This window comes from Acidovorax sp. SDU_ACID1 (assembly GCF_045291395.1).
Classification (GTDB): Bacteria; Pseudomonadota; Gammaproteobacteria; order Burkholderiales; family Burkholderiaceae_C; genus MR-S7.
Genome location: NZ_CP152342.1, coordinates 3,216,701 through 3,240,570, shown reverse-complemented (window position 1 = coordinate 3,240,570; position 23,870 = coordinate 3,216,701). Strand labels below are relative to the sequence as shown.

Below are 23,870 nucleotides of genomic sequence, written 5' to 3'. Positions count from 1 at the left end.
GGATTGTGGAAACACACGCTGTAGCTTGAGCGCACCACATCGCAGTATATTTACACACGATGCTTGGTAAACATCGGGCGCTGATGCATCGCCAGTGAGCTTTCGGATGTTCTGAGTTACTCCGTTGGACGACGTTGCATTAGTAAGAAACTCAAAGTATTTAACGTTAATATTCCAAGGCCCGCTAATGCGGGCCTTTTCATTTTCGAGGGTTCAATGATGCAAGTTCCTTCTCCTGTACTGCAGGCGCTCTCAGAAATCTTAGCGGCCCAATCACCGCAATTCGCGGCTCGACTGAAGCAACGCCTGACTGCCGCCTTACAGGCTAAGGATGAACCCGCTTTCGACGAGCGTAAATTCGGCTTCAAAGGTTTCCGCGATTTTCTCGAGCGCGGTACACAGGGCCTTTTTTTGGTTGAGCCGAGCACCGTTGGCTCTGATGTCATGGTCACCCCCGTGGGGGCAAAAGACCATTCGATCCCGACAGCACCTTTCGCAGTTGGCACAAGCCATTCAATTCGAAATGACGTCTGGCAGGCCTTCACCAACCCCGACCCCGCACGCTTGCGCTTTTGGGGCCGGCACTCATTTCAGGTCCGCCATTACCTGCGCGGCGAAGACTCCCCTCATTCGCGAGAAGTACTGGGTTCGCCTGAAGCCTTTATAGAAATTGCCCCTATCACTGCGGAAACCCAAGTGTCGTGGATGCAGCAGTTTACCGATCAGCACACTATCCCTGAAGAGCGCCGAAAAGTAATCGAAAGCATATTGACGAAGACTTACTCTAGCGGCATCAACGCGGCCTTCACAGGAGCGCTGGGCGAGTTAGGTAGTCAATGGCGTCAGCAGCGTATCAGGCACATCTTGTTAGCCATTCACGCCTGGGCTGATACACATGGCGTGCCTCACGAGCGGTTGAGCCTACGCACGCCATCAGAGAGAGATTCGAGCCTAGTCATGGCGGGTACGGAAAAGCCATTTCGAAACGATCATGTGGGGAGCGGCGGGATACAGGATCCGCGCGAGCGCGCAGTACGCCTACTCGACATGCTGTCCGATGAAGAGATCTCCCGTGTCGTCGTGCCGATCCTCCTAAGCACACTACTGGTTAAAGGAAAAAGCTAAGGTCTAGAGGCCTCAAGTGCCCCACATCCTTGTTATCGGTCTTCCGAAGGGGGCGAGCCAACTCGTCGATTCCTTTGCAAAAGGCGCCGGGTTGTTAGTTGATAGGGTGTACGCACTACCTGGAAAGGAAGGCACGCTCATTCTGCTCCCTAGACCCGAGCATTGCTTACCCGCGATCCGCCGATACCTTGACGCATCGGGACAGGGCGCAGCCGACTATGCGGGAAGTCATATCGTGGTGCTCCCCTATGCCAGCGTTCCCCAGGAGTGTCTCGATGAGCTCGACGTGCTTAGCACCATGGGCGCGAAGGTCGATTTTCCTGACCCAGCCATTGATGCGAGCTGGCCAAAGTTGTCACGAAGGAAACGACCAGACCATGACTTCCATGTCGCCTTGGCAAAGCGACTACAGCAACATCTAAGCTCGCTAGTGCCCGCTCAAAGCGAGGCGCCCTCCGACTTCATCCGACAACTAGCACGTGAAAGTGGTGTATTGCTAATAGCTGACGGTGCGCTTGATAGCTGCGACATGGCCGCACCGCATCGCCACGATTTTATTCGTAAGGCCGTCACCGCTCTGACGGACGCTGTCCTCAATGGCCTGCACGGTCGCTTCGACGCTCATTGCAGCGACCGGGGTCTGCAACATGCTCAAAGTGGTGGCTCAATATTCTCTGTGAGCATTCTCGACGGCGACGCTACGGTAAATGAGTGCGTGAGTCAGACGCACCTAAAACAGGGCGACAAAACAACCAGAGAGGCTGCTGCCCGCGTTTACTACACATTCGTTGACCATAAAGATGAGCGGTACGTAGCTCTGCTCTATGTGGGGCCACACCCTGACGGCAATCACGCCTGCAGAGTCCGGCTCCCAGGCGGCTCTTGAGCCGCAGTGAATCGCCCCGGTTCCGGGACGATTCAAACAGCCCTCACAGTTGTTAGCTGTCGCATCACGCACGTGCTAGGTTCAAACTTACCCGTATACAGGCTCAGGCTCACCAGAGCCCTCGCTTGTTCACTTGGGCAAGTACGACGGACAGTGCTTGCAGCCTTTGCGCCTCCGTCAGAGCATCGGTCGCAGCAAACACTGGCGGCATTGGATATCCGGCAACTTCATGGGTGCGCCTGAGCACCTGTTCCACCAAGCTGGTTCGCGGAACAAACACGTAGCGCACTTCGCAATCCAGTCCATGGGCCAGGCGCGCAAGGGTGTTCAGCGTAATGTTCCCGTTCGCCTCGGCCTGCTCCAGTTTGCGGGCCCCCTGGGCCGTCATGCCCAAACGTTCTCCCAGCGCCTTGGAACTCATGCCTAGCGCCAATCGGACCGTCTTTGTCCAACCGCACCTGGGCGTGGCAGTTGGCTGCAGCTTCGCGAAATCGCAAAACTGTCTGTCAAGTTCGGCCAAGCGAGTGAGATTCAGGCGGTTTTTCAAGATGAAAAGGTATGAGGCAACAGGCTGGTTGTCTCCTCCAGCACATTGAGGCAACCGGATTGTTTCCATTCAGAGGAGTGCGTGCTTAGAACACAGAAATGGTATTCCTGCTCCGCTATCTTCGCACGCCACGGCCTAGAACGGGACCAATTGGTCTCATATTAACTGGATGAAGAATGATGCTGCGTTTGGAAAAAGCGACTCTCGGAAAATTTGGAGCACAGGACATGATGAGCCTGATCATGTCGAGGGGATGGGAAGCGATCTTGCCGGATGCGCTGGGTGACAAGCAATTGTTGCTGGTGTCTGACCAGTTCAGAGATCTGCTGTCTGGTGCTGGCTGGAATGGGGGCGATGACCCGGCTCGTGCAGCCTTGCCCCTTGCCCTGCTACTTCTGTCCAAGGCGGGCGCAAAACGCTCGGGCGACAGTTTGGAGGTCGGCATGGAGACACTCCAGGAGGCACTGTGCCTGCTCAACACGGCTGTTGATCGGGAGATCGTCAATCGTATGTTGCAGCGCCAAGACGCCACTCCCATTGGCACCGGGCTGATACAGGGTCTTCAAATGCTGGTTCAACACGCCAGGGAGCAAGCCGATTCGGCTTGCCACGCCTAACCCGACACTATTCCCTTGAGGTCGGTTTTGATGGTCTTGAGAAGTTCGCTGACCGAGGCGGCATCCAGACCCGGGCAGTATGCGGCAGCGACCAGCGTCAATGGATGAATTTGCATCTGCTCGGCCAGCATTTCAATGGTGCGGATACTGGGTACCTGATGACCCTGTTCAATGCGACTGATGTGGCGGCGGCTGGTGGCCAGCAGCATGTCTTCCTGAACCAATCCCCGAGCAGCGCGCAGTTGCTGCAGCGCCCGACCAAAGTCGGCTTGGGGTGGAACACGCTTTCGGGAGGACATTCACCCGATTTCCGCCCAATGAGACTAAAAAGACCACGACCAACTAGTCCCATTGACAGGCAAGTGTCGTAGAAAAGGCCGCCTCTGTTGGAATTCTGTTCATGAGGCCAGCGCATGCCCATCCTGTTTCTTGATTTTGATGGGGTCCTGCACCCCGAGCATTGCCATGAGTCGAAGCACTTCTGCTACCTGCCGATTCTGGAGGACGCGTTGCGGCGGGTGCACGAATGCCAAGTCGTCATCACCAGCACATGGCGCCTGGAACAACCCTTAGAGGCCTTGCGGCAAAGGTTTTCTCGGGACATCGCTGTCAGAATCGCTGGTGCCACGCCGACATTCAGCGATCTGAAACAGGTGCCGGATACCTTGGTCAGCTACCCCAGGGAGGCAGAGTGCCATGCGTGGCGATGGGCCAATGGAGTTCCACATCTACCCTGGCTGGCTGTCGATGACCGATCTTGGCATTACCGTCCCTTCTGCCGCTCACTGCTCTTGGTAGATGGCGCCACAGGACTTACCGGCGCCAATGGGGCGCAGTTAGTAACACGTCTCCAACAACTTCTTTGAGGCCCCTTCAACCCGCTTGCTGTGGCTCACCAAAAAGGAATGGGGCGGGAATCGAGGCTGGGGCCTCGTCATTGGGTGCCACGGCAGAACGCAGGAAGTCTTCCAAGTCCTTCCCTGTGGGCATCTCCTGCGAAAAAATCACGATCTCCAGGTTGAACCGGATTGGGTGTTTAGGTCGAAGTGGATTGAGTGTTCAATAGTGCCTGGATTCCGCACCCTGCGCAGCACCTGCTCAAAGTTGGGGAGAAACGTGAAGTGCTTGGATTCGCGACAGAACTTTGGATGGAGCACTTCATCGAAATCCAGAAAAAGCGTTCGCATACCATCACCCATTGCTTCATGCGAGGAGTATGTCCAGAATACGCAGCAACGAACAGCGAAAACCATGGATGCCTTCAACGTAAGCAGTAGCAAGTTAACTGTCGTTTTTGCGGAAAACGACAGTTAACTTGCTTCGACCCAAGGCTCCGTCGTCGCAGTGGCTATCCTGACGCTCAGGTAGCCGATCAACAGTGGATGGCTGCTACAACTGGATCTCAGCCACCAATGGGCAGTGGTCCGAAACAGCGAGCAGGGGATCGGGTCGATTGGCCGTTGGCGGTAGCGAACCACCAAAGACCCCAATCCCGATCTTGCTCGTGCTGGACACGGCGGTTGCCAGGCTCTGTGACACGAGGATGTGATCCAGGCCGATTGGGTTCCGGCACCCAAGGCCCGCCTTTCCGCTGAGGAGCTTTTGCTGCTCGGCGGTGGGTATGTTCGTCTTGGAGATTTCGCAAGCAGCTTCAAGCTCCGCAGAGCCAGGGCACTGGGGCATGAGCAGCGCGGCCTTGGACGACACCGGCTGACCATCGTTGATTTCCAAGAGCAGGTTGCGGGTGCGAACCCCTGTCGCCAGTGGTGTTGTGAGATCAGTGGCCTGATCACTTCGAACCGGCTCGGCACCGGAAACCTGGTTCAGTTCGTGTGCCAGATTGCGGTTGAAGTCGCCCAGCACCACGAAGTGATCCACACCCTGGCCAAGCTTCTCGAATGCAACTTCGAGAGGCCGCACCTGTTGCTGTAGAACGGCGCAGGCTGCTACGGACTCATCGTCGAGCCGACGCGGATTCCTGTCGAGAGGGCTGACGCAGCTCGACTTGAGGTGGACCGTGAGGAAGCGCACATTCTTGCCATTCAGAGTGAGTGTGACGGTGTACGCCGGTCGTACTTGATCTTTGGGAAGTACTTCAGGCAGCGACACCTCGTGAACCTCTCGGCAGGCCTCGGCAGCGTCACCGAACTTCTTGCGCCAGGCGAACGCCAGGCGCTGAATCTTGTACTTGCCGTCGAACGAGCACACGTTGTAATCGCTGGCGGCTGCTCCGAGCGCTTCGACCACGGCCTTGGTTCCCGACACCTCCTGGAACGCGATCACGTCAGGCCGCACCTCGCGTGTGAGAAGCTGGCTGAGCTGCTGACCACGTTTGGCGTATGCACCAGGTGTGATTGCAATACCCTTGCGGTTGGCGGTCTGGTACACGCTGCATGGCGGCATGACCGACAGATCCACCCCTTCCAGGGTGGCGCGGGACTCAGTGATCTCCCAGCCGCGCTTGGCACCGGGCGTGCCCTCGGCCGCGAGGTCCCAAACCTTAGTCGCCCGGTTCTTGACATAGGACTTGTCGCATTGGGCAATCCAGGCGGGCACCTCGTCGCTCGCGACGTGCCAGCCAAGATTCCAGGTTGCAATGCGCAAGGTCTCGGCCGATGCTGGCACGGAGAGGAACGTGGACAAGATGACAAATGCTGCGCAAGTCGTAGCGTGAATGCGGTTCATGGACTCCTCCTCGAAAAAACTTTCTATTCGTCGCAGGTCTGGAGATGACGGGTACTGTTTATCGGTTGCTCACCAACGCCGTGTGACATTTCTGCAGCATGTTTCGGAGCGCTTGGCGCGTCTGCTGATCGGAAAGTCCTGCCCTGCCATCACACGCCACCAGGTGATCCTGGATAGAGGTGGGCCAGTCCTCAATGTCGTCGTCCAAGGCCAGCCATTGCCTGGGCTTTCTGCGTGTCACGTCTGCCAGGATCTGCTGGCCACGCGAAGTGCTTCGAAAGCTCGCCAGGAGCCAGGGATCCGCGCCATGGACACGCTTGTGGAAAGTGCCACCGATGAAACGGGTCCGCAGTTGCTCCGGCAGGCGCTGCAGCGTCTTGGAATAGCCGGGGCGGATGCACCAGGTACTGCTGAGCACAAGGCTGACTTGCGGGTACGGGGCGAGTTCTTCTTGCAAAAGAGGGAGCCACTCGAACAAGGCGTGACCAGTCGCCTCGTATGGACTCATGTAGATGCCACGGTGGGGATGCCAAAGCACGGCTTCGTGGTGAACTACGCCATCGAGGTCAAGATACAAAACTACGTCAGCGCTGCGAGGCGAAGAGGCTGGGATGTAAGGAGCCGAGATGCCTGCGGACGTGCTTGTCATGCGGGCATTTTCAGGTAGCCGGGATGGACAGTCGTTAAGACAGCTATCTGCGCAGAGCCGTGACATGCCCAACCTTGACAGCTCGCAGCACTTCGTTTTCGCGTGTCAGGACTTCGTTCAGGGTAGCTAGCTTCCTGCGTTGTTCCTTGACGAGCTTGAGTTCTTTTTGGAACTCACGTGCTTGCGCTTTCAAGTCCTTTATTTCCTGGCGCATTGCATCGCGCGCCTGCTTCCATGTACGGCCCTGAGCTTCCCGGATTGCTACGCCTACCGTGGTCGCGTGGTTGTTGTGAATGAGCGCCGCGGATACACCAGCTTCCTCAGCTACGTTCAAGAAAGTGATTTCTGTGACTTTCGTATGTGCACGCCCGTGTTGTATCCGATGCAGCGCGAGCATCAACTGCTTTTCCCGCGCGTTGTGGCTAAGTCGCGTTTGGGGCATTTTTTTCAGCGGGTTTGAAACCAAGATCGGTCATTACGGCCTGGCAGCGGTCAAGGTCGCGACGGATACGGGCCCTGCCACCTTCGCCGATGTCGTCACAATTGAGAACCTCCCCCAAATGATCATAAAGGCCTTGATAGACAGCGGCGTGCCTGTCGTCGATGACGGCGTTGCTGCAGTCACTGCACCTGGTGCGCTCAAGGCGGTTCCCGACACACATGCTGTCGTCTGCAGTACAGAAGGCTTGCCCATTACTACGTAACGCCGTGCTCCTCGCTATTGAGCGCACCATGTGTGCGTGGTCTCGGAACAGCGTGATTGGTTTTGTGCCGCGCCAGATAGCAAGATTGCGGCCATAACCACCACTCAACGGCGTATCGCTGGTCAACCAGTTGGACACCGTTTGTTCCTTCAGGTCGTCAAGTTCGCTATTGATTTCCATGAACAGATCTACCTCCATCAGTCCGTTCATGGCATATGCGAGGGTCATGTCCAGGGACCAGTGTTTGAAGTGTTCACGTAGATACCGGAGGTCGCCGAAGCGGCTGCGCGCCGCATAGTTGGCGAACTTGCGGCGGAAGTGATGTGTCGCTAAGTTCCAGTCCACGCCAACGTCGGACGCAAACTTCTTCAGGCGGAAGTTCCAGGTCGTCAACGCTACGGTTCGCCTGACCTTGTCTCGGGCTGTACTGAGGAAAAGCGCATTGGAGTGCAGAAGCGCCTCCGCGATCTCCGGATCCTTTGGGTTTTTAGTTCTGCGCAGTTGGATTTCCTCGGTCACCGCCTTCTGATGCGGTCGCGCCCAACGCTCCATTACCTTGACAGCCTTAACGACTGCTTCGGGGACCATCCACCGCGTGTTGCCTGCTCCCGTTTTTGTCGATTTTGAGTGTAGCCACCAGATGACGTTGCCATCGCGATCAATTTCTTTTTTGCAAGCACCCGTCTGGATGAAGGCGATTTCGTGATTGCGACATCCAGACAGGCTGGCGATCACCACGTAGCACGCAGTCCGAATCTCTATCACTTTCCCGTTGAAACTGTCCAATGCACCAGTGAATCCTGCCAGCTGAAGTCGATCCTTCTTGTACTTCCAGATCGTGGCGTCATGTTTACCTGCATGGGTGCGACCAACGCGATGGATTTCATCACTCAGGTCTAACAGTTCATCAGCGTGCTCCACAATGTTCCAGGCGTACTGAAACAATTTGCAGAAAATGCTGTCAGGGATCAGGGGCGTGTTGCCACCCCTGTTCAATTCGCGACCGGCACCCGTGAGCCCTGCCAAATGGGAGGCTGATGAGTCGGGCCACGGGTGGCACGCCATGGGATCGTCCGTGAACTGACTAAGTTCGTAGAGAACCTCTACTGCGAGAAATAATTGCATCAAGCCTGAGGGCTTGTTGAGTTTTCCTCGCGTACGCCGCTCCCGAGCCGCCTGAACATATGTCGAGCATGCGAGTGGTGTCGTGTCCGAGAGCCGATGGATGCCGAGGTGGCAAAGGTGTTGCAGGAACGGTTTGAAATTCGCCAAGGCGGTAACCTGGCGGCTTTGTACGGGTGGCTTGCGTCCGTCTAGCCCTCGTCGCGAGAAACGGTACATCACAGCCTTGGATACTGCCCGAAACTCCTTAGGAAGCATTAGAAACCGCAGCGAAGTGGACGAAACCCGCAAATTGGTGATCCGGCTCGGAGCCAACCAAGTATCGTCTCCATAACGGCTTAGGACTATCGGTTCGCCGTCCACGATGTTCATGGAGATGATTAATTCGTCTCGTTCCGATTCGCTCAGCGAGCGAACATCGGCAGGCTGGTTCACGTACTGCTGGGTGCGTGCGGCGTAGGTCATGAAGTTGCCTTGAAGAGATCCAGCGGCATAGTTGCCTTCCAGAAGGGGTGTGGCTCAACGCGAGCGCGATCACGAGCTGCATCCACATCCTTTTGCTTAAATACGCCTCGTTCCAAGCCTGCTTGTACGACATCGCGGTCAATGATGCGGGCGATGTGAGCAAACTGCTGTTTCCACTGGCGCGGCGCAACCTGATCCCTTTCGGCTAGTACACGCCAGTAGAGAGAGAATACCCGGTAGAGATCATCCCCCGTAACTACGTAGTTGCGGCAGCGCACGCAGTTCAGAAAGCTTGTACAAACGGCGTCAGCACTGGATGGTGCGTATTCTCCGGTGCGGTTGTCGCTGCAGCCGCCCGACGGGGTCTTTTCCGTCGCGCCAATGGTGTTTGTTTTGAGTTCCTCGACCAGAATCTCTCCCATGAAGCGCCAGTTCTTTTTGGCCTCATGCCCTGGGCGGAGATAACTGATGCCTGCGACGCGTGGTGTGTTGCCGGCTGCAATGGCGGTCAAGGCTATGTTGCCATCCAGCAACTCAAATACGCGGTTGACGAATGTGTTGCGCAAACGGCTTACGTTGATCCGCAGCCTGTTGCCATCGTCATCACGCAAATCATATTCTTCGGCAAGCGCGATAGCGTTGCGCCCCATTGAGTTGGGCGTCAGTGCTATAACCTCGCCGATCATCTTGCCCAAGCGTGTGCCCCGCTGGGAGCGGAATACCCAGACCCGGTTGCGCAGACCTTCCGGGGCATCCAGCCGCAAGGGCTCGGTGAGATCGATTACCCGACGCAACATCCGTTCGATGCCGTTGCCAGCCGTTGCTGCGACATCTTGGCGGGTTCCAGTGGGTAGGTCTTTTTTGAGTGCTGCCTTGTAGATCCTACGACCACGCCGCTTATGCAGAAAGAGGAACGCTCGGTCGCCCTTCGGGTGATCGACCAAGGCTTGTGGCGCCATTTCAAGTAACGGAATCGTATTTCGTCCCGTATACAAGGCCGTAATCAACAGTGCGCTGGTGAGCAACTTAGAAGTGACGACAACGTCTTTTGCGAATAGTGGTTGGATCGAGTGCTTCAGTGCGATTGCGACCGCCTTGCGTTCTCTGGGCGAGTAGGGCTGTTCACCAACCACCGCTCGGTCGTTGTTTGGAAATGGGTTACGTGGGAAAGTGGCGTCATCCCCCTTACTTTCAATTCGTATCAGGCCGCGACGGCCAAGTGCAAGCAGAACAGCCTTAGAGGAGTAGTAGTACCCCTTCTGAGTAACGGTTGAAGAGTACCGTGCTCTTAAAAAGAGCAGGAAGCCATCTATCAAATCCCGATTAATGTCTTTCAGGCCAATTTCCCGTTCGTAAGTTTGGGAGCAGAAAGCCACGTATTCTAGGAAGAGGTTAAGGCCTGTGCAGTAGGTCACCACGGTTAATACTTGAACATCGGCGTCTTGCTTTGCAAGGAGTCTAGTAACCTGTTCCTGGCACGCATACGTGATCTCATCGATACCGAGGCCGTACCACTCTGCGAAGTCGTGATAGTTCTTGTGGTTAGGGGCCAAGCTTGGGAATCTCACCCGAGTGCTTGTCGGCCTGAAGGGGCGGCCAATGGAATCTGCTGGGCACTGCCTATGCTTGGCGCCGTTAGATCTGCTTGGCCAAATACCTTCCGCTTGTTCATTCGAGATCCTCCCCCCACAGCGAGAGTTCGTCGTGGTACTGCAGAACGGCATCGTCGGCCATCTCCTGAACGATGTGCAAATACACCATCGTGGTATTGATCGACGCATGTCCCAACTGCCGTTGTAGGAATACCAGCGGATCGATCCCGAGTTGAGGATTACGTTGCAGAGCCACCAGAGTGTGCGTAGCGTACGTGTGGCGTAGCAGGTGAGGATGCAGGTGCACATCCGCCTTGTCCCCGATTTCCCTGAAGAGTCGGCTTAGCGCCTTGCCATCTTCTGCGAACGGGCGTCCCATCGAATTCAGAAAAAGCGGCTTGTGTATCGTGGTCGAGAGTCTCGCCCGCTCATCACGGTAGTGTTTTACGTAGTAGTGCAGATCCTGCATCAGGGGAACGGGCAGCCATACGGTACGGCGCTGGCGGCCTTTTGTTTTCTGCCCTTCGCCAGCTGCCGGATCAAGTTCGACCTTCACATTTCGCGTCTTTAGCCCTTGAAGATTGGCCAAAGCACTCAGGGGAAACGTTGCAATCTCGGCCCGTCTTAGCCCTGTCTGTAAAGCAAACTGGATCATCATTTGATGATGCGGATTTTTTGTCACACTTAGAACGTGGCGAACCTGCTCGCGAGACAAGAATCGAGGTAGAGCGTGGTCTGCCTTTGGCATCACGTCCGCACCGACGACCTCTGTGGTGGAGATTGCGTGTGCAAGGAAGCCGGAGTGCGACACTGTTCGCTTGGCTTCATAAGCGAACGGTAAATGTGAGATAAGTGCGTTGCGGGCGCAGTACTCGTAGAACGCGATGATGAAGCTGAGCCGTAGGCGCAGCGTTGCGCGCTTATGACTTTCTTCGTCGCGCGAGTAGTCGCGATAGGCCGCGACCGCGTCCTTATGCCCAGCCTTCACTGCGCCATCCCAGGCTAGGTTGTTTGCCTGAAGGAAGCTGAAGTAGTCATACAAGGCTTGACCAACTGCAACCCATGTGTGCTTGGATTCCACGCGACCGCGCAGCAGGTAGTGACGGAAAAATTGGTTTACCGGTTCACAGCCGGTCATGTCGTCCCAGAGCAGGATCGGAAAATCGGTGTACGGTCGGCCACCAATCACAAGGTCTTCAGTGGCTTTGAGCAGAAGCATTGATCAGAAGCCCTTTGCTTTCAGCAGTACCACAGCTCCGCGGAAGTCAGTGTTGCACAAGAGCATGACTAGATCTATAGCGCCGCCCCCACCCACCCGACCTCGTACGTCCCAGAACTTGGGGCCAGTACACAGGAGTTCGAAATCATTGGCACCAACGGTGACGAACCAGCGGGTTGACTCAAGCCTTTCCCTGGGCATGAAGTCGCAATCCTGCTTGACGTAGTCTGCGAATTTATGAAGCACCTCTAGAGCATCCAGGTGCCGCCAGCGCTCAAGCGTCGTGTTATCCACAGCCCGAACTCTCATATCCACAACACGGGATCTAGTGGTGTTCCTCCCCCAGACCCCCTCCTAGCTGCTCTTTCGTAAGTCATTGCCAAGAATAATACTTTAAAAGTAACTAAATTGACACGTTATAACGGGCCTGCACATCACCCTGTTCGCCTGGCTCGCCGCTGCCCTGGTGGGCCGGGCCTGGCGGCGCAGCAGCACGCTGTGCCTGGCCGTGCCTGCCCCTGTGGCGGCGCTGGCAGGCGGCGTGCTGCTGGCGGGTGCCTATGCGCTCTTCAGCGGCTGGGGCGTGCCCGCGCAGCGCACGGTGTGCATGCTGGCCGTGGTGGCGCTCTTGCGCCTGTCGGGGCGGCGCTGGCCGTGGCCGCACGTGTGGCTGCTGGCCTGCGCGGTGGTACTGGCGCTGGACCCGTGGGCGCTGCTGCAGCCGGGCTTCTGGCTGAGCTTCGTAGCCGTGGCGGTGCTGTTTGCTACTGATCCGATAGCTGGTAGCGCTCGTGGAATAAGCGCTGGAGCCCGATTTCTTTCCATGCTGCGCGAGCAGTGGGTGATCACGCTGGCGATCACGCCGCTCACGCTGCTGCTGTTCGGGCAGGTGTCGCTCGTGGGCTTCGCGGCCAACGTGGTGGCCATTCCGTGGACCACGCTGGTGGTCACGCCGCTCGCGCTGGCGGGCGTGCTCTGGGCGCCGCTGTGGCAGGCGGCGGCGTGGTGCGTGCAGGGCCTGTCGGCGCTGCTGCACTGGCTGGCCGCATGGCCGTGGGCGCAGGCCGCGCTGCCCATGGCGCCGCTGTGGGCGGGTGCAGCCGCCGTGGTGGGCGGCGTGATTCTGGCGCTGCGCCTGCCCTGGCGCGCGCGCCTGCTGGGCCTGCCGCTGGTGCTGCCGGCCCTGTGGTGGCAGCCGTCGCGGCCCGATGCCGGCCAGTTCGAACTGCTGGCCGTGGACGTGGGACAGGGGCAGGCGGTGCTGGTGCGCACCGCGCGACATACCCTGATCTACGACGCGGGCCCGCGCTACCACCAGGACAGCGATGCCGGTGAGCGCGTGCTCGTGCCGCTGCTGCGGGCCCTGGGCGAGCGGCTGGACATGCTGGTGCTGAGCCATGGCGACAGCGACCACACGGGCGGCGCCGCCGCGGTGCTGGCGCAGCACCCGCAGGCGCAGTTGCGCGGCTCCATCGAGGCCGGGCACCCGCTGCAGGCGCTGCATGCGGTAGAGCCCTGCGTCGCAGGGCAGCGCTGGCACTGGGACGGCGTGGGCTTCGAGGTGCTGCACCCACCCCCGGGTGCGCCGGCTACCCGGCCCAATGCCCAGAGCTGCGTGCTGCGCGTCACGGCTGCCGCGGAGGGCGGGGGCGAGGGCGCCTCCGCGCTGCTCGCGGGGGACATCGAGCGTGCGCAGGAGCAGGCCCTGGTGGCCGGCGGCGCGCCGCTGGCGGCCGACCTGCTGCTCGTCCCGCATCACGGCAGCAAGACCTCGTCGAGCGACGCTTTCCTGGATGCGGTGCATCCCCGCACCGCGCTGGTGCAGGCGGGCTACCGCAACCGCTTCGGCCATCCGGCGGCGCCTGTGCTGCAGCGCTATGCGGACCGCGGCATCCCCGTGGTGCAGACGCCCTGGTGTGGTGCGGCCTCGTGGTCGTCGGCAGGGCTGCAGCCGGTGCGCTGCGAACGCCAGGCGTCTCAGCGCTACTGGCACCACCGCCCCGCTGCGGACTGAGAGCGTGTTCAAAGCCTTTTCATGACGCCCGTTGCCCCGCCAAGGGGGCAGCTGTTAGGCGCAAAGCGCAGCCGGGCTGGTGGCCCGGAGAGCATTTGCAACGCGGCAGATGCCCCCTTGGCGGGGCAACCCTGCGGGCAAGGCAGCAGAAAGCCGCACTCGTCGTTGCGCACCTTGTCCAGGCCACCAGCATGGCCTGCGGCGCGCGCCTAGATTGCAGCTTTCTGCTGCCTTGCGGGCATCATGAAAAGGCTTTGAACACGCTCTGAGGCCGGCAGACCTGGCGCGGGGCTTGCTATCCTGTGCACAGGAGGCACGCCCATGTTGAAGTTCGATGAGATGTACACCATGCTGCCCACGGAAGGCAGCGACGTGCGTGCGCACTACCGGCGGTACGGCCAGTGGCTGTCGCGCCAGAGTACCGAGGCCATGCAGGCCCGCCGCACCCAGGCCGAGATGATCTTCCGCCGCGTCGGCATCACCTTCGCGGTGTACGGCGCCAAGGACGAGGACGGCGCCGGCACCGAGCGGCTGATCCCGTTCGACCTGATCCCGCGCATCATTCCCGGCCACGAGTGGCGCCGCATGCAGCAGGGCCTGGTGCAGCGCGTGACGGCGCTCAACCGATTCATCCACGACGTCTACCACGGGCAGTCGATCATCCGCGCGGGCATCGTGCCGGCCGACCTGATCGTGGGCAATGCCCAGTACCGCCCCGAGATGGAGGGTCTGGACGTGCCGCAGGGCGTGTACGCGCACATCGCGGGCATCGACATCGTGCGCGCGCCGGGCGAGGGCGGCGAGGGCATCTACTACGTGCTGGAGGACAACCTGCGCGTGCCCTCGGGCGTGTCGTACATGCTGGAGAACCGCAAGATGATGATGCGGCTCTTCCCCGAGCTGTTCTCCATGCACAGGGTTGCGCCCGTGGCGCACTACCCCGACCTGCTGCTGGACACGCTGCGCGCCAGCGCCCCCACGTCCAGCGCCGACCCCACGGTGGTGGTGCTCACGCCGGGCATGTACAACAGCGCCTACTTCGAGCACGCCTTCCTCGCGCAGCAGATGGGCGTGGAGCTGGTCGAGGGGCAGGACCTCGTGGTCAAGGACAACTTCGTTTACATGCGCACCACGCGCGGCCTGCAGCCGGTTCATGTCATCTACCGCCGCGTGGACGACGACTTCCTCGACCCGCAGGTGTTCCGTCCCACCTCCACGCTGGGCTGCGCGGGCCTCATGCAGGCCTATCGCGCAGGCAATGTCGCCATCTGCAACGCCGTGGGCACGGGCATCGCGGACGACAAGTCCGTCTACCCCTACGTGCCCGAGATGATCCGCTTCTACCTCGGCGAAGAGCCCATCCTGCAGAACGTGCCCACCTGGATGTGCCGCCGGCCCGACGACCTGAAATACGTGCTCGACCACCTCGGTGAACTGGTGGTCAAGGAAGTGCACGGCGCGGGCGGCTACGGCATGCTGATCGGCCCCGCGGCCACGAAAGCCGAAATCGAGGACTTCCGCGCCGCGCTGCTGGCCAACCCGGCCGGCTACATCGCGCAGCCCACGCTGAGCCTGTCGAGCTGTCCCACCTACGTGGAGTCGGGCATCGCGCCGCGCCACATCGACCTTCGGCCCTTCGTGCTCTCGGGCCAGAAGGTGCAGATGGTGGCCGGCGGCCTCACGCGCGTGGCGCTCAAGGAAGGGTCGCTGGTCGTCAACTCCTCGCAAGGGGGTGGCACCAAGGACACCTGGGTGCTGGGAGAGGACGGCGCCGCGCCCGCCGCTGCAATCGCAGTCCATGGGCGGCATGACGCAATCGCAGGGAGGAAACTGACATGCTGAGCCGCACCGCCGATCACCTGTTCTGGATGTCCCGCTACACCGAACGGGCAGAAAACACCGCCCGCATGTTGAATGTGAGCTACGAAACCTCGCTCCTGCCGCAGTCCGCCGCCATGGCCCAGGAGGGCTGGAAGGGGCTGCTGTCCATCAGCGAGCTGATTCCCGCCTACACGGCGCGCTATGGCGAGATCACGCCCGCGGGCGTGCTGGAGTTCATGGTGCGCGACGACGGCAACCCGTCGTCCATCGTCTCCTGCCTGCGTGCTGCGCGCGAGAACGCGCGTGCCGTGCGCGGCGCGCTCACCACCGAGGTCTGGGAAACGCAGAACCAGACCTGGCTGGAACTCTGCCGCCTGCTCAAGGGCGATGGTTTCGAGCGTGACCCGGGGCAGTTCTTCGAATGGGTGAAGTACCGCTCGCACCTCTCGCGCGGCGTGGTGCTGGGCACCATGCTGCAGGACGAGGCCTTCCACTTCCTGCGCCTGGGCACCTTTCTGGAGCGGGCCGACAACACGGCGCGCCTGCTGGACGTGAAGTTCCACGCGGTGCAGAGCGACTTCCACGGCACGGCGCGCGAGGCTGGCAACGGCGCGCGGCGCGCCACGCCGGAGGCCGACTTCTACCACTGGAGCGCCATCCTGCGCAGCGTCTCGGCCTTCGAGGTCTACCGCAAGGTTTACCGCGACGTGATCACGCCCGAGCGCGTGGCCGACCTGCTCATGCTGCGCCGGGACATGCCGCGCTCGCTGCATGCCAGCCTGCACGAGGTGGCCGACAACCTCGCCGTCGTCTCCAACGGCCAGTCGGCCGAGACGCAGCGCAAGGCCGGCCGGCTGCTGGCCGACCTGCGCTATGGCCGCATCGACGAGATCCTGGCCACCGGCCTGCATGCTTACCTCACCCAGTTCCTCGACCGGGTGAACGAACTGGGCGCCGGCATCAGCCGCGACTTTCTCGTGCCGTCGCCGCACTGATCAGCGCGACGCGGCGTCCTGTGCGCTGTCCAGCGCGGCCAGGGTGCCGCTCTGGCCGCAGGGCGCGCCCGTGGGGCGCGGCGCGACCACCAGGCTGTAGGTGCGCAGCACCGAGGCTTCCAGTTCGCCCGATGCGCGCGCGCACTCCAGCTCCGCGATCACTTCGGCGCGCGTGCGGCCGGCAGATGCCGTGGCCGCCTGGACCTGCTGCGCCTGCGTGGCGGCTTGTGCGTGGGGGGGCTGGGCCTGCGCGCCGGCGCCGGCTGCGAAGCCCAGCACGGCAATGGCGGCGGCGATGGCGCGGCGGGCAGAAAGACCCTGGGAGGGAAGCGTGAAGGTGTTCATGACGATGCTCCTGAAGAGGCGTTGCCGGCGGCACCATGCCGTCCGTGGCGCCACTGTGCCGGGGCACGCCGCTGCGTCACAGCCGTTTGCGACGAACCGGCCGCCGGCGTGCGCGAGCTGCTGCGCACGGGGCGCGAACGCTCGCGGCTCAGCGCCGTGCGTTACGCCGCTGTTCGCGCAGCATGAACAGGTAGAGGCCCTCGACCTTCTCGCGCGCCCAGGGTGTCTTGCGCAGGAACCGCAGGCTGGAGGCGACGCTCGGATCGTTCTGGAAGCACCGCACGGGAATGCGGCTCGCCAGCCCGTCCCAGCCGAAATGCTGCTGCAGCGCGACCACCATCGCCTCCAGCGTGATGCCGTGCAGCGGATTGCGGGGCTGAGCCGGGGGCAGCGAAGCGGGAGATGGGGAGGCATCGGTCATGGGCGGCGAGCATACGCCCATGGCTGGGCCTCAAGCCAAAATGGACTCCAGCGCTTGCTGGATAAGCGCTACCAGCTATTAAAGGGGAGCTTGCGGGCCGTCATCGCCGCTGCAGCTGCGGCTCGCCCGCGAACAGCTCCGCGGTCCAGTCCACGAACGCGCGCACCTTGGCGCTCAGGTGGCGGTTCGGTGGGTATACGACGTAGACGGGCAGCAGCGGGTGCGACCAGCCGTCGAGGACGCGCACGAGCTCGCCGCGCTCGACGTGCTGCTGCGCCTGGAAGGTGGTGATCTGCCCCACGCCCTGGCCCGCCACGAGGGCGTTCACGTAGGCGTTGCTCTCGTTGACGGCGAGTTGCGAGGGGCCGGAAATTTCGATCACTTCGCTATTCCGGTGGAATTCGAGCGGATAGCGACGCGCGGACACGGGCGAGAAATAGATCACGCTCTTGTGGCCTCCCTCCAGGTCCAGCGGATGCTGCGGCGTGCCGTGCCGCGCCAGGTAGCCGGGCGCGGCCACGGTGATGAACTCCAGGTTGCCGATGCGCCGCGCCACGAGCGACTGGTCGGCCAGCTCGCCGCCGCGGATCACGCAGTCCACGTTGTCGCCGATCAGGTCCACGGTGCGGTCGCTCACGCCCAGGTCGATCTGGATGTCGGGGTAGCGCTCCTGGAACTGCGCCAGGCGCGGCACGATGAGCAGCCGCGCCACCGAGGTGCCCACGTCCACGCGCAGCCGCCCGCGCGGGCTGGCGCGGGCCTGGCCCATGCTGGCCTCGATGTCGTCGAAGTCGGCCAGCAACCGCACGGTGCGGTCGTAGTAGGCCGCGCCATCGGCGGTGACGGTGACGCGGCGCGTGGTGCGGTTGAGCAGCTTCACGCGCAGCCGCGCTTCGAGGGCCTGCACGTGCTTGGTCACGCTGGCCTTGGGCAATTGCAACGAATCGGCTGCGCGCGTGAACGTGCCGGCTTCCACCACCCGCGCGAATATGCGCATGGCCTGTATCTGGTCCATGTGCTCTCCTTCCTCTGTCCCCATCGAAGGGGACCGAAGAATTTTCACACGCACATGGGGTGCCGATTGTTCGGCAATTGGAAACACTGCGGCGGCGTTTGGCTGGTTTATCGTGGGCGGCCGCGCGCCTACATTTCCATCACCCGGTTCTGCCGGTCCACGCCATGTCCATCATCCAACCGCCATCGCCATCCGTCTGCACCGACGCCACCATCGAGGTGGCCAAGGGGCATGAAGTCGCCGTGCGCATGTATGGCCGCAAGACGGCTGGCGAGGTGCTGCCGCTGGTGGTGCATTTCCACGGCGGCGCGTTCGTGTCGGGCGACCTCGACAACGGCTGCACCGTGGGCGGATTGCTGGAGGGCGCTGGCGCGCGCGTGGTGTCGGTGGCCTATCCGCTGTCGCCCGAGCACCCGTTCCCCCAGCCGCTGGAGACGGGCTACGCGGTGCTGAAGTGGGCGTTCAAGCACCGCACGCGGCTGGCCGGACAGGGCGCGCCCGTGTACCTGGCGGGCGAGGAGGCCGGGGGCAACCTGGCAGCCGGCGTGTGCCTGATGGCGCGCGACCAGTCGCATCCGCCGCTGGCAGGGCAGATCCTGCTGTCGCCCATGCTCGACCCTGCGTGGGCACCCCGTCGCTGCGCGCGGCCACGGGCGAATCCACGGCGTGCAAGTGGGCCGACGGCTGGCTCAAGTTCCTGCGCTGCGCGCGCGATGCCGAGCACCCGTACGCCGTGCCCGGCACCGCCCAGCGGCTGGCGGGCCTGCCGCCCACGTTGGTGCTGGTGGGCGACGCAGACCCCATGCGCGATGAGGCCCTGGCCTATGCCGCGCGGCTGGAGGCGGCCGGGCTTTCCGTCACGCGTCACATCTTCACGCAGGTGGAACAGTGGCCCGAGGCGTTGCTGCAGCCTGGGACGAACGCCTGCCCCTGCGCAGGGCAGGTGCAGGAGCAGTTCCGTCTGTTCTTCGAGGCCACCCGATGTCCGCCCTCGGCGATGTCTGAGGCCTGACACCCCGCCTTACACCAGCCGGCGCTTTTCTCCTGCTTGCTTTTCCGGCCTTCCGTGCCGGAGGGAGGAGCGTTGCCTGCATTTACCGCATTTCGTTGATTTGGAAGACACGGAGGAATCACCATGAACTCGCCACTTTTCTCATCGTCCCGCCGCCGCTGGTGGACCGCCGCCGGTGCGGCCGCCGCCATCGCCGCCGCCGGCGGCGCGGTCTTCGGGCTGCAGAGCTCGCATGCCGAAGCGCCTGCCGAAGGTGCCGCGCCCCCCGCCGTTCCCGTCTCCGTGGCAGCGGTGCTGCAGCAGGACATCGCCCTGTGGGACGAGTTCTCCGGCCGGCTCGAAGCCGTGCAGCGCGTGGACGTCCGCCCGCGCGTGCCCGGTGCCGTGCAGGCCGTGCACTTCCGCGAAGGGGCATTGGTGAAGCAGGGCGACCTGCTCTTCACCGTGGACCCGGCGCCCTACGCGGCCGAGGTGGACCGGGCCGAGGCGCAGGTCGTCGCGGCGCAGGCCCGCGTGTCGTACACGCGCAGCGAGATGGAACGCGCCGCGCGCCTGTGGGAGGAGCGCGCCATCGCCCAGCGCGAGCACGACGAGCGCGTGAACGCCCAGCGCGAGGCCGACGCCAACCTGCGCGCCGCGCAGGCCGCACTGCAGACCGCGCGCCTGAACCTGGGCTACACGCAGGTGCGCGCGCCGGTGGCGGGCCGCGTGGGCCGCATCGAGGTCACCGTGGGCAACCTCGTGGCCTCGGGCGCCGGCGCGCCGGTGCTGACCACGCTGGTCTCGGTGAGCCCGATCTACGCGAGCTTCGACACCGACGAGCAGATCGTCGCGCGGGCGCTCGAAGGCCTGCGCTCCGGCAAGAGCGCACGCACCGCGATCGAGAGCATTCCGGTGCAGATGGGCACGGGCACCACGGGCGGCACGCCGCACGCGGGGCACCTGCAGCTCATCGACAACCAGGTGGATGCGCGCAGCGGCACGGTGCGCGTGCGGGCGGTGTTCGACAACGCCGACGGCGCCCTCATGCCGGGCCAGTTCGCGCGCATCCGCATGGGCCAGGCCCGCAGCACGCAGGCCGTGCTGATCAACGAGCGCGCCGTGGGCACCGACCAGAACAAGAAGTTCGTGATGGTGGTCGGCGAGGGCGACAAGGCCGAGTACCGCGAGGTGCAGCTGGGCGCGCCCGTGGATGGGCTGCGCATCGTCACTTCCGGATTGAAGGCAGGCGAGCGCATCGTCGTCAACGGCCTGCAGCGCGTGCGCCCCGGCGCGCAGGTCGCCCCGCAGGACGTGCCCATGGCCGCCAAGGCCGAACTGGCGGGCGAGGGCGCGCAGGCGCGCGCCACGCCCAGGCAGCCCGCCGCCTGAGCGCGCCGTGGCTAGAAAGACAAGAACACCATGAACCTCTCCCGCTTCTTCATCGACCGCCCGATCTTCGCGGGCGTGCTGTCGGTGCTCATCTTCCTCTCCGGCCTGATCGCGCTGCGCGCGCTGCCGATCTCGGAGTACCCCGAGGTCGCCCCGCCCTCGGTGGTGGTGCGCGCCACCTACCCCGGCGCCAGTCCCAAGGTGATCGCCGAGACCGTGGCCACGCCGCTGGAGGAATCCATCAACGGCGTGGAGGGCATGCTCTACATGGGCAGCCAGGCCACGACCGACGGCGTGATGACGCTCACCGTCACCTTCCAGCTGGGCACCGATCCCGACAAGGCGCAGCAGCTCGTGCAGAACCGCGTCTCGCAGGCCGAGCCGCGCCTGCCCGAGGAGGTGCGGCGCCTCGGCATCACCACCGTCAAGAGCGCGCCGGACCTGACCATGGTCGTGCACATGGTCTCGCCCAACGGCCGCTACGATATCGACTACCTGCGCAACTACGCCGTGCTCAACGTGAAGGACCGCCTCGCGCGCATCCAGGGCGTGGGCCAGGTGCAGATCTTCGGCGGCGGCGACTATTCGATGCGCGCCTGGCTCGATCCGCAGAAGGTGGCGCAGCGCGGCCTCTCGGCCGGCGACGTGGTGGCCGCCATCCGCGGCCAGAACGTGCAGGCCGCCGCCGGCGTGGTGGGCCAGTCGCCCGGGCTGCCGGGCGTGGACATGCAGCTGTCGATCAACGCGCAGGGCCGCCTGACGACCGAAGATGAGTTTGGCGACATCATCGTCAAGACCGGTGCCGACGGCGCGATCACGCGCCTGCGCGACGTGGCCCGGCTGGAGCTCGGCGCGGCCGACTACTCGCTGCGCTCGCTGCTCAACAACGACCCGGCCGTGGGCATGGGCGTGTTCCAGGCGCCGGGCTCCAACGCGCTCGACATCTCCGCCAACGTACGCCAGACCATGGCGGAACTGCAGCGCAGCATGCCCGAGGGCGTGGAATACCGCATCGCCTACGACCCGACGCAGTTCGTGCGGGCGTCCATCAAGTCCGTCATCCAGACGCTGCTGGAGGCCGTGGCGCTGGTGGTGATCGTGGTGATCCTGTTCCTGCAGACCTGGCGCGCCTCCATCATCCCGCTGCTGGCCGTGCCGGTGTCGGTGGTGGGCACGTTCGCCGTGCTGCACCTGCTGGGCTTCTCGATCAACGCGTTGTCGCTCTTCGGCCTGGTGCTGGCCATCGGCATCGTGGTGGACGACGCCATCGTGGTGGTGGAGAACGTGGAGCGCAACATCGAGGCGGGCTTGAGCCCGCGCGAGGCCACCTACCGCGCCATGCGCGAGGTGTCCGGTCCCATCATCGCCATCGCGCTGGTGCTGGTGGCGGTGTTCGTGCCGCTGGCCTTCATCAGCGGGCTCACGGGGCAGTTCTATCGCCAGTTCGCGGTGACCATCGCCATCTCCACGGTGATCTCGGCCATCAACTCGCTCACCCTGTCGCCCGCCTTGAGCGCGCTGCTGCTCAAGGGCCACCACGAGCCCAAGGACGCGCTCACGCGCGGCATGGACCGTGTGTTCGGCGGCTTCTTCCGCCGCTTCAACCGCGTATTCCACCGCGGCTCCGAGGCCTACAGCGGCGGCGTGCGCCGCGTCGTCGGCCGCAAGGCGCTGATGCTGGCCGTCTACCTCGCGCTGGTGGGCGTCACCTGGGGCCTGTTCAAGGCCGTGCCGGGCGGCTTCGTGCCCGCGCAGGACAAGCAGTACCTGATCGGCTTCGCGCAACTGCCCGACGGCGCCACGCTGGACCGCACCGACGACGTGATCCGCCGCATGGGCGAGATCATGAAGCAGAACCCCAACGTGGAGGACGCCATCGCCTTCCCGGGCCTGTCGATCAACGGCTTCACCAACAGCTCCAACGCCGGCATCGTGTTCGCCACGCTCAAGCCCTTCGCCGAGCGCACGCGCGCCGACCAGAGCGGCGGCGCGGTGGCCGGGCAGCTCAACCAGGCGTTCGGCAGCATCCAGGACGCGTTCATCGCCATGTTTCCGCCGCCGCCGGTGGCCGGGCTGGGCACCACGGGCGGCTTCAAGCTGCAGATCGAGGACCGCGCATCGCTGGGCTACGAGGCCATGGACGCGGCCGTGAAGGCCTTCATGGCCAAGGCCTACCAGACGCCCGAGCTGACCGGCCTGTTCACGAGCTGGCAGGTCAACGTGCCGCAGCTCTACGCTGCCATCGACCGCACCAAGGCGCGCCAGCTCGGCGTGCCGGTGACGGACATCTTCGAGACGCTGCAGATCTACCTGGGCAGCCTGTACGCCAACGACTTCAACCGGTTCGGCCGCACCTACAGCGTGCGCGTGCAGGCCGATGCGGCCTACCGCGCGCGGGCCGAGGACGTGGCCCAGCTCAAGGTGCGCTCCGCCACGGGCGAGATGGTGCCGCTGTCGGCGCTGATGAAGATCGAACCCAGCTTCGGCCCCGAGCGCGCCATGCGCTACAACGGTTTCCTGGCCGCCGACGTGAACGGTGGGCCCGCGCCCGGCTGGTCGTCGGGCCAGGCGCAGGCGGCCGTGGAGCGCATCGCCGCCGAGACGCTGCCGCAGGGCATCTCCTTCGAATGGACGGAGCTGACCTACCAGGAAATCCTGGCTGGCAATTCCGCCGTGCTGGTGTTCCCCATCGCCATCCTGCTGGTGTTCCTGGTGCTGGCCGCGCAGTACGAAAGCCTCACGCTGCCGATCGCCATCATCCTGATCGTGCCCATGGGCCTGCTGGCCGCCATGACCGGCGTGTGGCTCTCGGGCGGCGACAACAACGTGTTCACGCAGATCGGGCTCATCGTGCTCGTGGGGCTGTCGGCCAAGAACGCCATCCTGATCGTGGAGTTCGCGCGCGAACTGGAATTCGCCGGCCGCTCGCCGGTGCAGGCTGCCATCGAGGCCAGCCGCCTGCGGCTGCGCCCGATCCTCATGACCTCGCTGGCGTTCGTGATGGGTGTGCTGCCGCTGGTGCTGTCCACCGGCGCGGGCGCCGAGATGCGCAGCGCCATGGGCGTGGCGGTGTTCGCCGGAATGATCGGCGTGACGGCCTTTGGCCTGTTCCTCACGCCTGTGTTCTACGTGGCGCTGCGCCGCATGGCCGGCAACCGGCCGCTGCAGCAGCACGGCAGCCACACGGCGCCGCTGACGGAAGAAGCCGGCCCCGGCGCCGGGGCCCACCCCGTGCTGGCCGCGCCGCGCGGGCAGCACGAATGAG

18 protein-coding genes and 3 pseudogenes are annotated in these 23,870 nt (G+C 63.0%); 10 read left to right on the top strand and 11 right to left on the bottom strand.

Annotated elements, in window-relative coordinates; genetic code table 11:
- The first annotated feature begins 219 nt into the window (after nucleotides 1–219).
- Nucleotides 220–1,125, top strand: coding sequence for a hypothetical protein (locus AAG689_RS15855; protein ID WP_406622836.1), 906 nt, complete (start codon nucleotides 220–222; stop codon nucleotides 1,123–1,125).
- A 16-nt stretch (nucleotides 1,126–1,141) separates the two neighbouring features.
- Entirely contained in the window at nucleotides 1,142–2,011 is an 870-nt protein-coding gene (locus AAG689_RS15850; protein ID WP_406622835.1) for a hypothetical protein, read from the top strand.
- A 109-nt stretch (nucleotides 2,012–2,120) separates the two neighbouring features.
- On the opposite strand, the gene AAG689_RS15845 is transcribed toward AAG689_RS15850, so the two are convergent.
- Nucleotides 2,121–2,627, bottom strand: coding sequence for a helix-turn-helix domain-containing protein (locus AAG689_RS15845; protein WP_406622834.1), 507 nt, complete (start codon nucleotides 2,625–2,627; stop codon nucleotides 2,121–2,123).
- A 158-nt stretch (nucleotides 2,628–2,785) separates the two neighbouring features.
- On the opposite strand from AAG689_RS15845, the gene AAG689_RS15840 reads away from it, so the two are divergent.
- Complete coding sequence (locus tag AAG689_RS15840; RefSeq protein ID WP_406622833.1) at nucleotides 2,786–3,175, top strand: hypothetical protein; 390 nt, start codon at nucleotides 2,786–2,788, stop codon at nucleotides 3,173–3,175.
- Here AAG689_RS15840 and AAG689_RS15835 read toward each other — a convergent pair.
- On the bottom strand, nucleotides 3,172–3,474 hold the full coding sequence (locus AAG689_RS15835) for a helix-turn-helix domain-containing protein (protein ID WP_406622832.1): 303 nt from the start codon (nucleotides 3,472–3,474) through the stop codon (nucleotides 3,172–3,174). The two genes, AAG689_RS15840 and AAG689_RS15835, sit on opposite strands and share 4 nt — an antisense overlap.
- 114 nt (nucleotides 3,475–3,588) lie before the next feature.
- Between AAG689_RS15835 and AAG689_RS15830 the strand changes: the two genes are divergently transcribed.
- A complete protein-coding gene (locus tag AAG689_RS15830; RefSeq protein ID WP_406622831.1) occupies nucleotides 3,589–4,041 on the top strand; it encodes an HAD domain-containing protein in 453 nt (150 codons plus the stop codon).
- 523 nt (nucleotides 4,042–4,564) lie between these two features.
- Here AAG689_RS15830 and AAG689_RS15825 read toward each other — a convergent pair.
- The 6 genes from AAG689_RS15825 to AAG689_RS15800 all read right to left on the bottom strand — a co-directional run bounded on the left by AAG689_RS15825 (nucleotide 4,565) and on the right by AAG689_RS15800 (nucleotide 11,611).
- The gene (locus tag AAG689_RS15825) at nucleotides 4,565–5,860 is read right to left on the bottom strand and encodes an endonuclease/exonuclease/phosphatase family protein (protein ID WP_406622830.1); all 1,296 of its coding nucleotides are present in this window, start codon (nucleotides 5,858–5,860) and stop codon (nucleotides 4,565–4,567) included.
- Between the two features lie 58 nt (nucleotides 5,861–5,918).
- Nucleotides 5,919–6,509 (bottom strand): HAD domain-containing protein, encoded by a 591-nt coding sequence (locus AAG689_RS15820; protein WP_406622829.1) that lies wholly within the window; start codon nucleotides 6,507–6,509, stop codon nucleotides 5,919–5,921.
- A gap of 43 nt (nucleotides 6,510–6,552) precedes the next feature.
- The gene (locus AAG689_RS15815; protein WP_406622828.1) at nucleotides 6,553–6,909 is read right to left on the bottom strand and encodes a TetR family transcriptional regulator; all 357 of its coding nucleotides are present in this window, start codon (nucleotides 6,907–6,909) and stop codon (nucleotides 6,553–6,555) included.
- A gap of 22 nt (nucleotides 6,910–6,931) precedes the next feature.
- Nucleotides 6,932–8,800 carry a hypothetical protein gene (locus tag AAG689_RS15810; RefSeq protein WP_406622827.1) on the bottom strand — a complete coding sequence of 623 codons (1,869 nt, stop codon included), beginning with the start codon at nucleotides 8,798–8,800 and terminating at the stop codon, nucleotides 6,932–6,934.
- Entirely contained in the window at nucleotides 8,797–10,353 is a 1,557-nt protein-coding gene (locus AAG689_RS15805) for a hypothetical protein (RefSeq protein WP_406622826.1), read from the bottom strand. The genes AAG689_RS15810 and AAG689_RS15805 overlap by 4 nt, the downstream gene beginning before the upstream one ends.
- Before the next feature lie 115 nt (nucleotides 10,354–10,468).
- Complete coding sequence (locus tag AAG689_RS15800; protein WP_406622825.1) at nucleotides 10,469–11,611, bottom strand: tyrosine-type recombinase/integrase; 1,143 nt, start codon at nucleotides 11,609–11,611, stop codon at nucleotides 10,469–10,471.
- Nucleotides 11,612–12,029: 418 nt separating this feature from the next.
- Here AAG689_RS15800 and AAG689_RS15795 point away from each other — a divergent pair.
- From AAG689_RS15795 to AAG689_RS15785, 3 genes and pseudogenes are all read left to right on the top strand, one after another.
- Nucleotides 12,030–13,625: pseudogene (locus AAG689_RS15795) on the top strand (DNA internalization-related competence protein ComEC/Rec2); the annotation flags it as partial.
- A gap of 321 nt (nucleotides 13,626–13,946) precedes the next feature.
- A pseudogene (locus tag AAG689_RS15790) lies at nucleotides 13,947–15,459 on the top strand (circularly permuted type 2 ATP-grasp protein).
- A 1-nt stretch (nucleotide 15,460) separates the two neighbouring features.
- A complete protein-coding gene (locus AAG689_RS15785) occupies nucleotides 15,461–16,441 on the top strand; it encodes an alpha-E domain-containing protein (RefSeq protein WP_406622824.1) in 981 nt (326 codons plus the stop codon).
- On the opposite strand, the gene AAG689_RS15780 is transcribed toward AAG689_RS15785, so the two are convergent.
- From AAG689_RS15780 to AAG689_RS15770, 3 genes are all read right to left on the bottom strand, one after another.
- Nucleotides 16,442–16,786: a hypothetical protein gene (locus tag AAG689_RS15780; protein ID WP_406622823.1), complete on the bottom strand. Its 345-nt coding sequence runs from the start codon at nucleotides 16,784–16,786 to the stop codon at nucleotides 16,442–16,444.
- A gap of 148 nt (nucleotides 16,787–16,934) precedes the next feature.
- Nucleotides 16,935–17,207: a VF530 family DNA-binding protein gene (locus tag AAG689_RS15775; RefSeq protein WP_406622822.1), complete on the bottom strand. Its 273-nt coding sequence runs from the start codon at nucleotides 17,205–17,207 to the stop codon at nucleotides 16,935–16,937.
- Nucleotides 17,208–17,307: 100 nt separating this feature from the next.
- The gene (locus AAG689_RS15770; protein WP_406622821.1) at nucleotides 17,308–18,222 is read right to left on the bottom strand and encodes a LysR family transcriptional regulator; all 915 of its coding nucleotides are present in this window, start codon (nucleotides 18,220–18,222) and stop codon (nucleotides 17,308–17,310) included.
- A 164-nt stretch (nucleotides 18,223–18,386) separates the two neighbouring features.
- On the opposite strand from AAG689_RS15770, the pseudogene AAG689_RS15765 reads away from it, so the two are divergent.
- The 3 genes and pseudogenes from AAG689_RS15765 (at nucleotide 18,387) to AAG689_RS15755 (ending at nucleotide 23,869) form a co-directional block, all read left to right on the top strand.
- Nucleotides 18,387–19,234 (top strand): annotated as a pseudogene (locus AAG689_RS15765) (alpha/beta hydrolase).
- Nucleotides 19,235–19,357: 123 nt separating this feature from the next.
- Nucleotides 19,358–20,605, top strand: coding sequence for an efflux RND transporter periplasmic adaptor subunit (locus tag AAG689_RS15760; protein WP_406622820.1), 1,248 nt, complete (start codon nucleotides 19,358–19,360; stop codon nucleotides 20,603–20,605).
- Between the two features lie 30 nt (nucleotides 20,606–20,635).
- Nucleotides 20,636–23,869 carry an efflux RND transporter permease subunit gene (locus AAG689_RS15755; RefSeq protein ID WP_406622819.1) on the top strand — a complete coding sequence of 1,078 codons (3,234 nt, stop codon included), beginning with the start codon at nucleotides 20,636–20,638 and terminating at the stop codon, nucleotides 23,867–23,869.
- The last annotated feature ends 1 nt before the right edge of the window (nucleotide 23,870 follow it).

What these genes read in the sequence shown, in the direction of transcription:
- AAG689_RS15855 (WP_406622836.1), top strand. Translation starts at nt 220, where the DNA reads ATGCAAGTTCCTTCTCCTGTACTGCAGGCGCTCTCAGAAATCTTAGCG.
- AAG689_RS15845 (WP_406622834.1), bottom strand. Translation starts at nt 2,627, where the DNA reads ATGGAAACAATCCGGTTGCCTCAATGTGCTGGAGGAGACAACCAGCCT.
- AAG689_RS15840 (WP_406622833.1), top strand. Translation starts at nt 2,786, where the DNA reads ATGATGAGCCTGATCATGTCGAGGGGATGGGAAGCGATCTTGCCGGAT.
- AAG689_RS15835 (WP_406622832.1), bottom strand. Translation starts at nt 3,474, where the DNA reads ATGTCCTCCCGAAAGCGTGTTCCACCCCAAGCCGACTTTGGTCGGGCG.
- AAG689_RS15830 (WP_406622831.1), top strand. Translation starts at nt 3,589, where the DNA reads ATGCCCATCCTGTTTCTTGATTTTGATGGGGTCCTGCACCCCGAGCAT.
- AAG689_RS15825 (WP_406622830.1), bottom strand. Translation starts at nt 5,860, where the DNA reads ATGAACCGCATTCACGCTACGACTTGCGCAGCATTTGTCATCTTGTCC.
- AAG689_RS15820 (WP_406622829.1), bottom strand. Translation starts at nt 6,509, where the DNA reads ATGACAAGCACGTCCGCAGGCATCTCGGCTCCTTACATCCCAGCCTCT.
- AAG689_RS15810 (WP_406622827.1), bottom strand. Translation starts at nt 8,800, where the DNA reads ATGACCTACGCCGCACGCACCCAGCAGTACGTGAACCAGCCTGCCGAT.
- AAG689_RS15800 (WP_406622825.1), bottom strand. Translation starts at nt 11,611, where the DNA reads ATGCTTCTGCTCAAAGCCACTGAAGACCTTGTGATTGGTGGCCGACCG.
- AAG689_RS15785 (WP_406622824.1), top strand. Translation starts at nt 15,461, where the DNA reads ATGCTGAGCCGCACCGCCGATCACCTGTTCTGGATGTCCCGCTACACC.
- AAG689_RS15780 (WP_406622823.1), bottom strand. Translation starts at nt 16,786, where the DNA reads ATGAACACCTTCACGCTTCCCTCCCAGGGTCTTTCTGCCCGCCGCGCC.
- AAG689_RS15775 (WP_406622822.1), bottom strand. Translation starts at nt 17,207, where the DNA reads ATGACCGATGCCTCCCCATCTCCCGCTTCGCTGCCCCCGGCTCAGCCC.
- AAG689_RS15770 (WP_406622821.1), bottom strand. Translation starts at nt 18,222, where the DNA reads ATGGACCAGATACAGGCCATGCGCATATTCGCGCGGGTGGTGGAAGCC.
- AAG689_RS15760 (WP_406622820.1), top strand. Translation starts at nt 19,358, where the DNA reads ATGAACTCGCCACTTTTCTCATCGTCCCGCCGCCGCTGGTGGACCGCC.
- AAG689_RS15755 (WP_406622819.1), top strand. Translation starts at nt 20,636, where the DNA reads ATGAACCTCTCCCGCTTCTTCATCGACCGCCCGATCTTCGCGGGCGTG.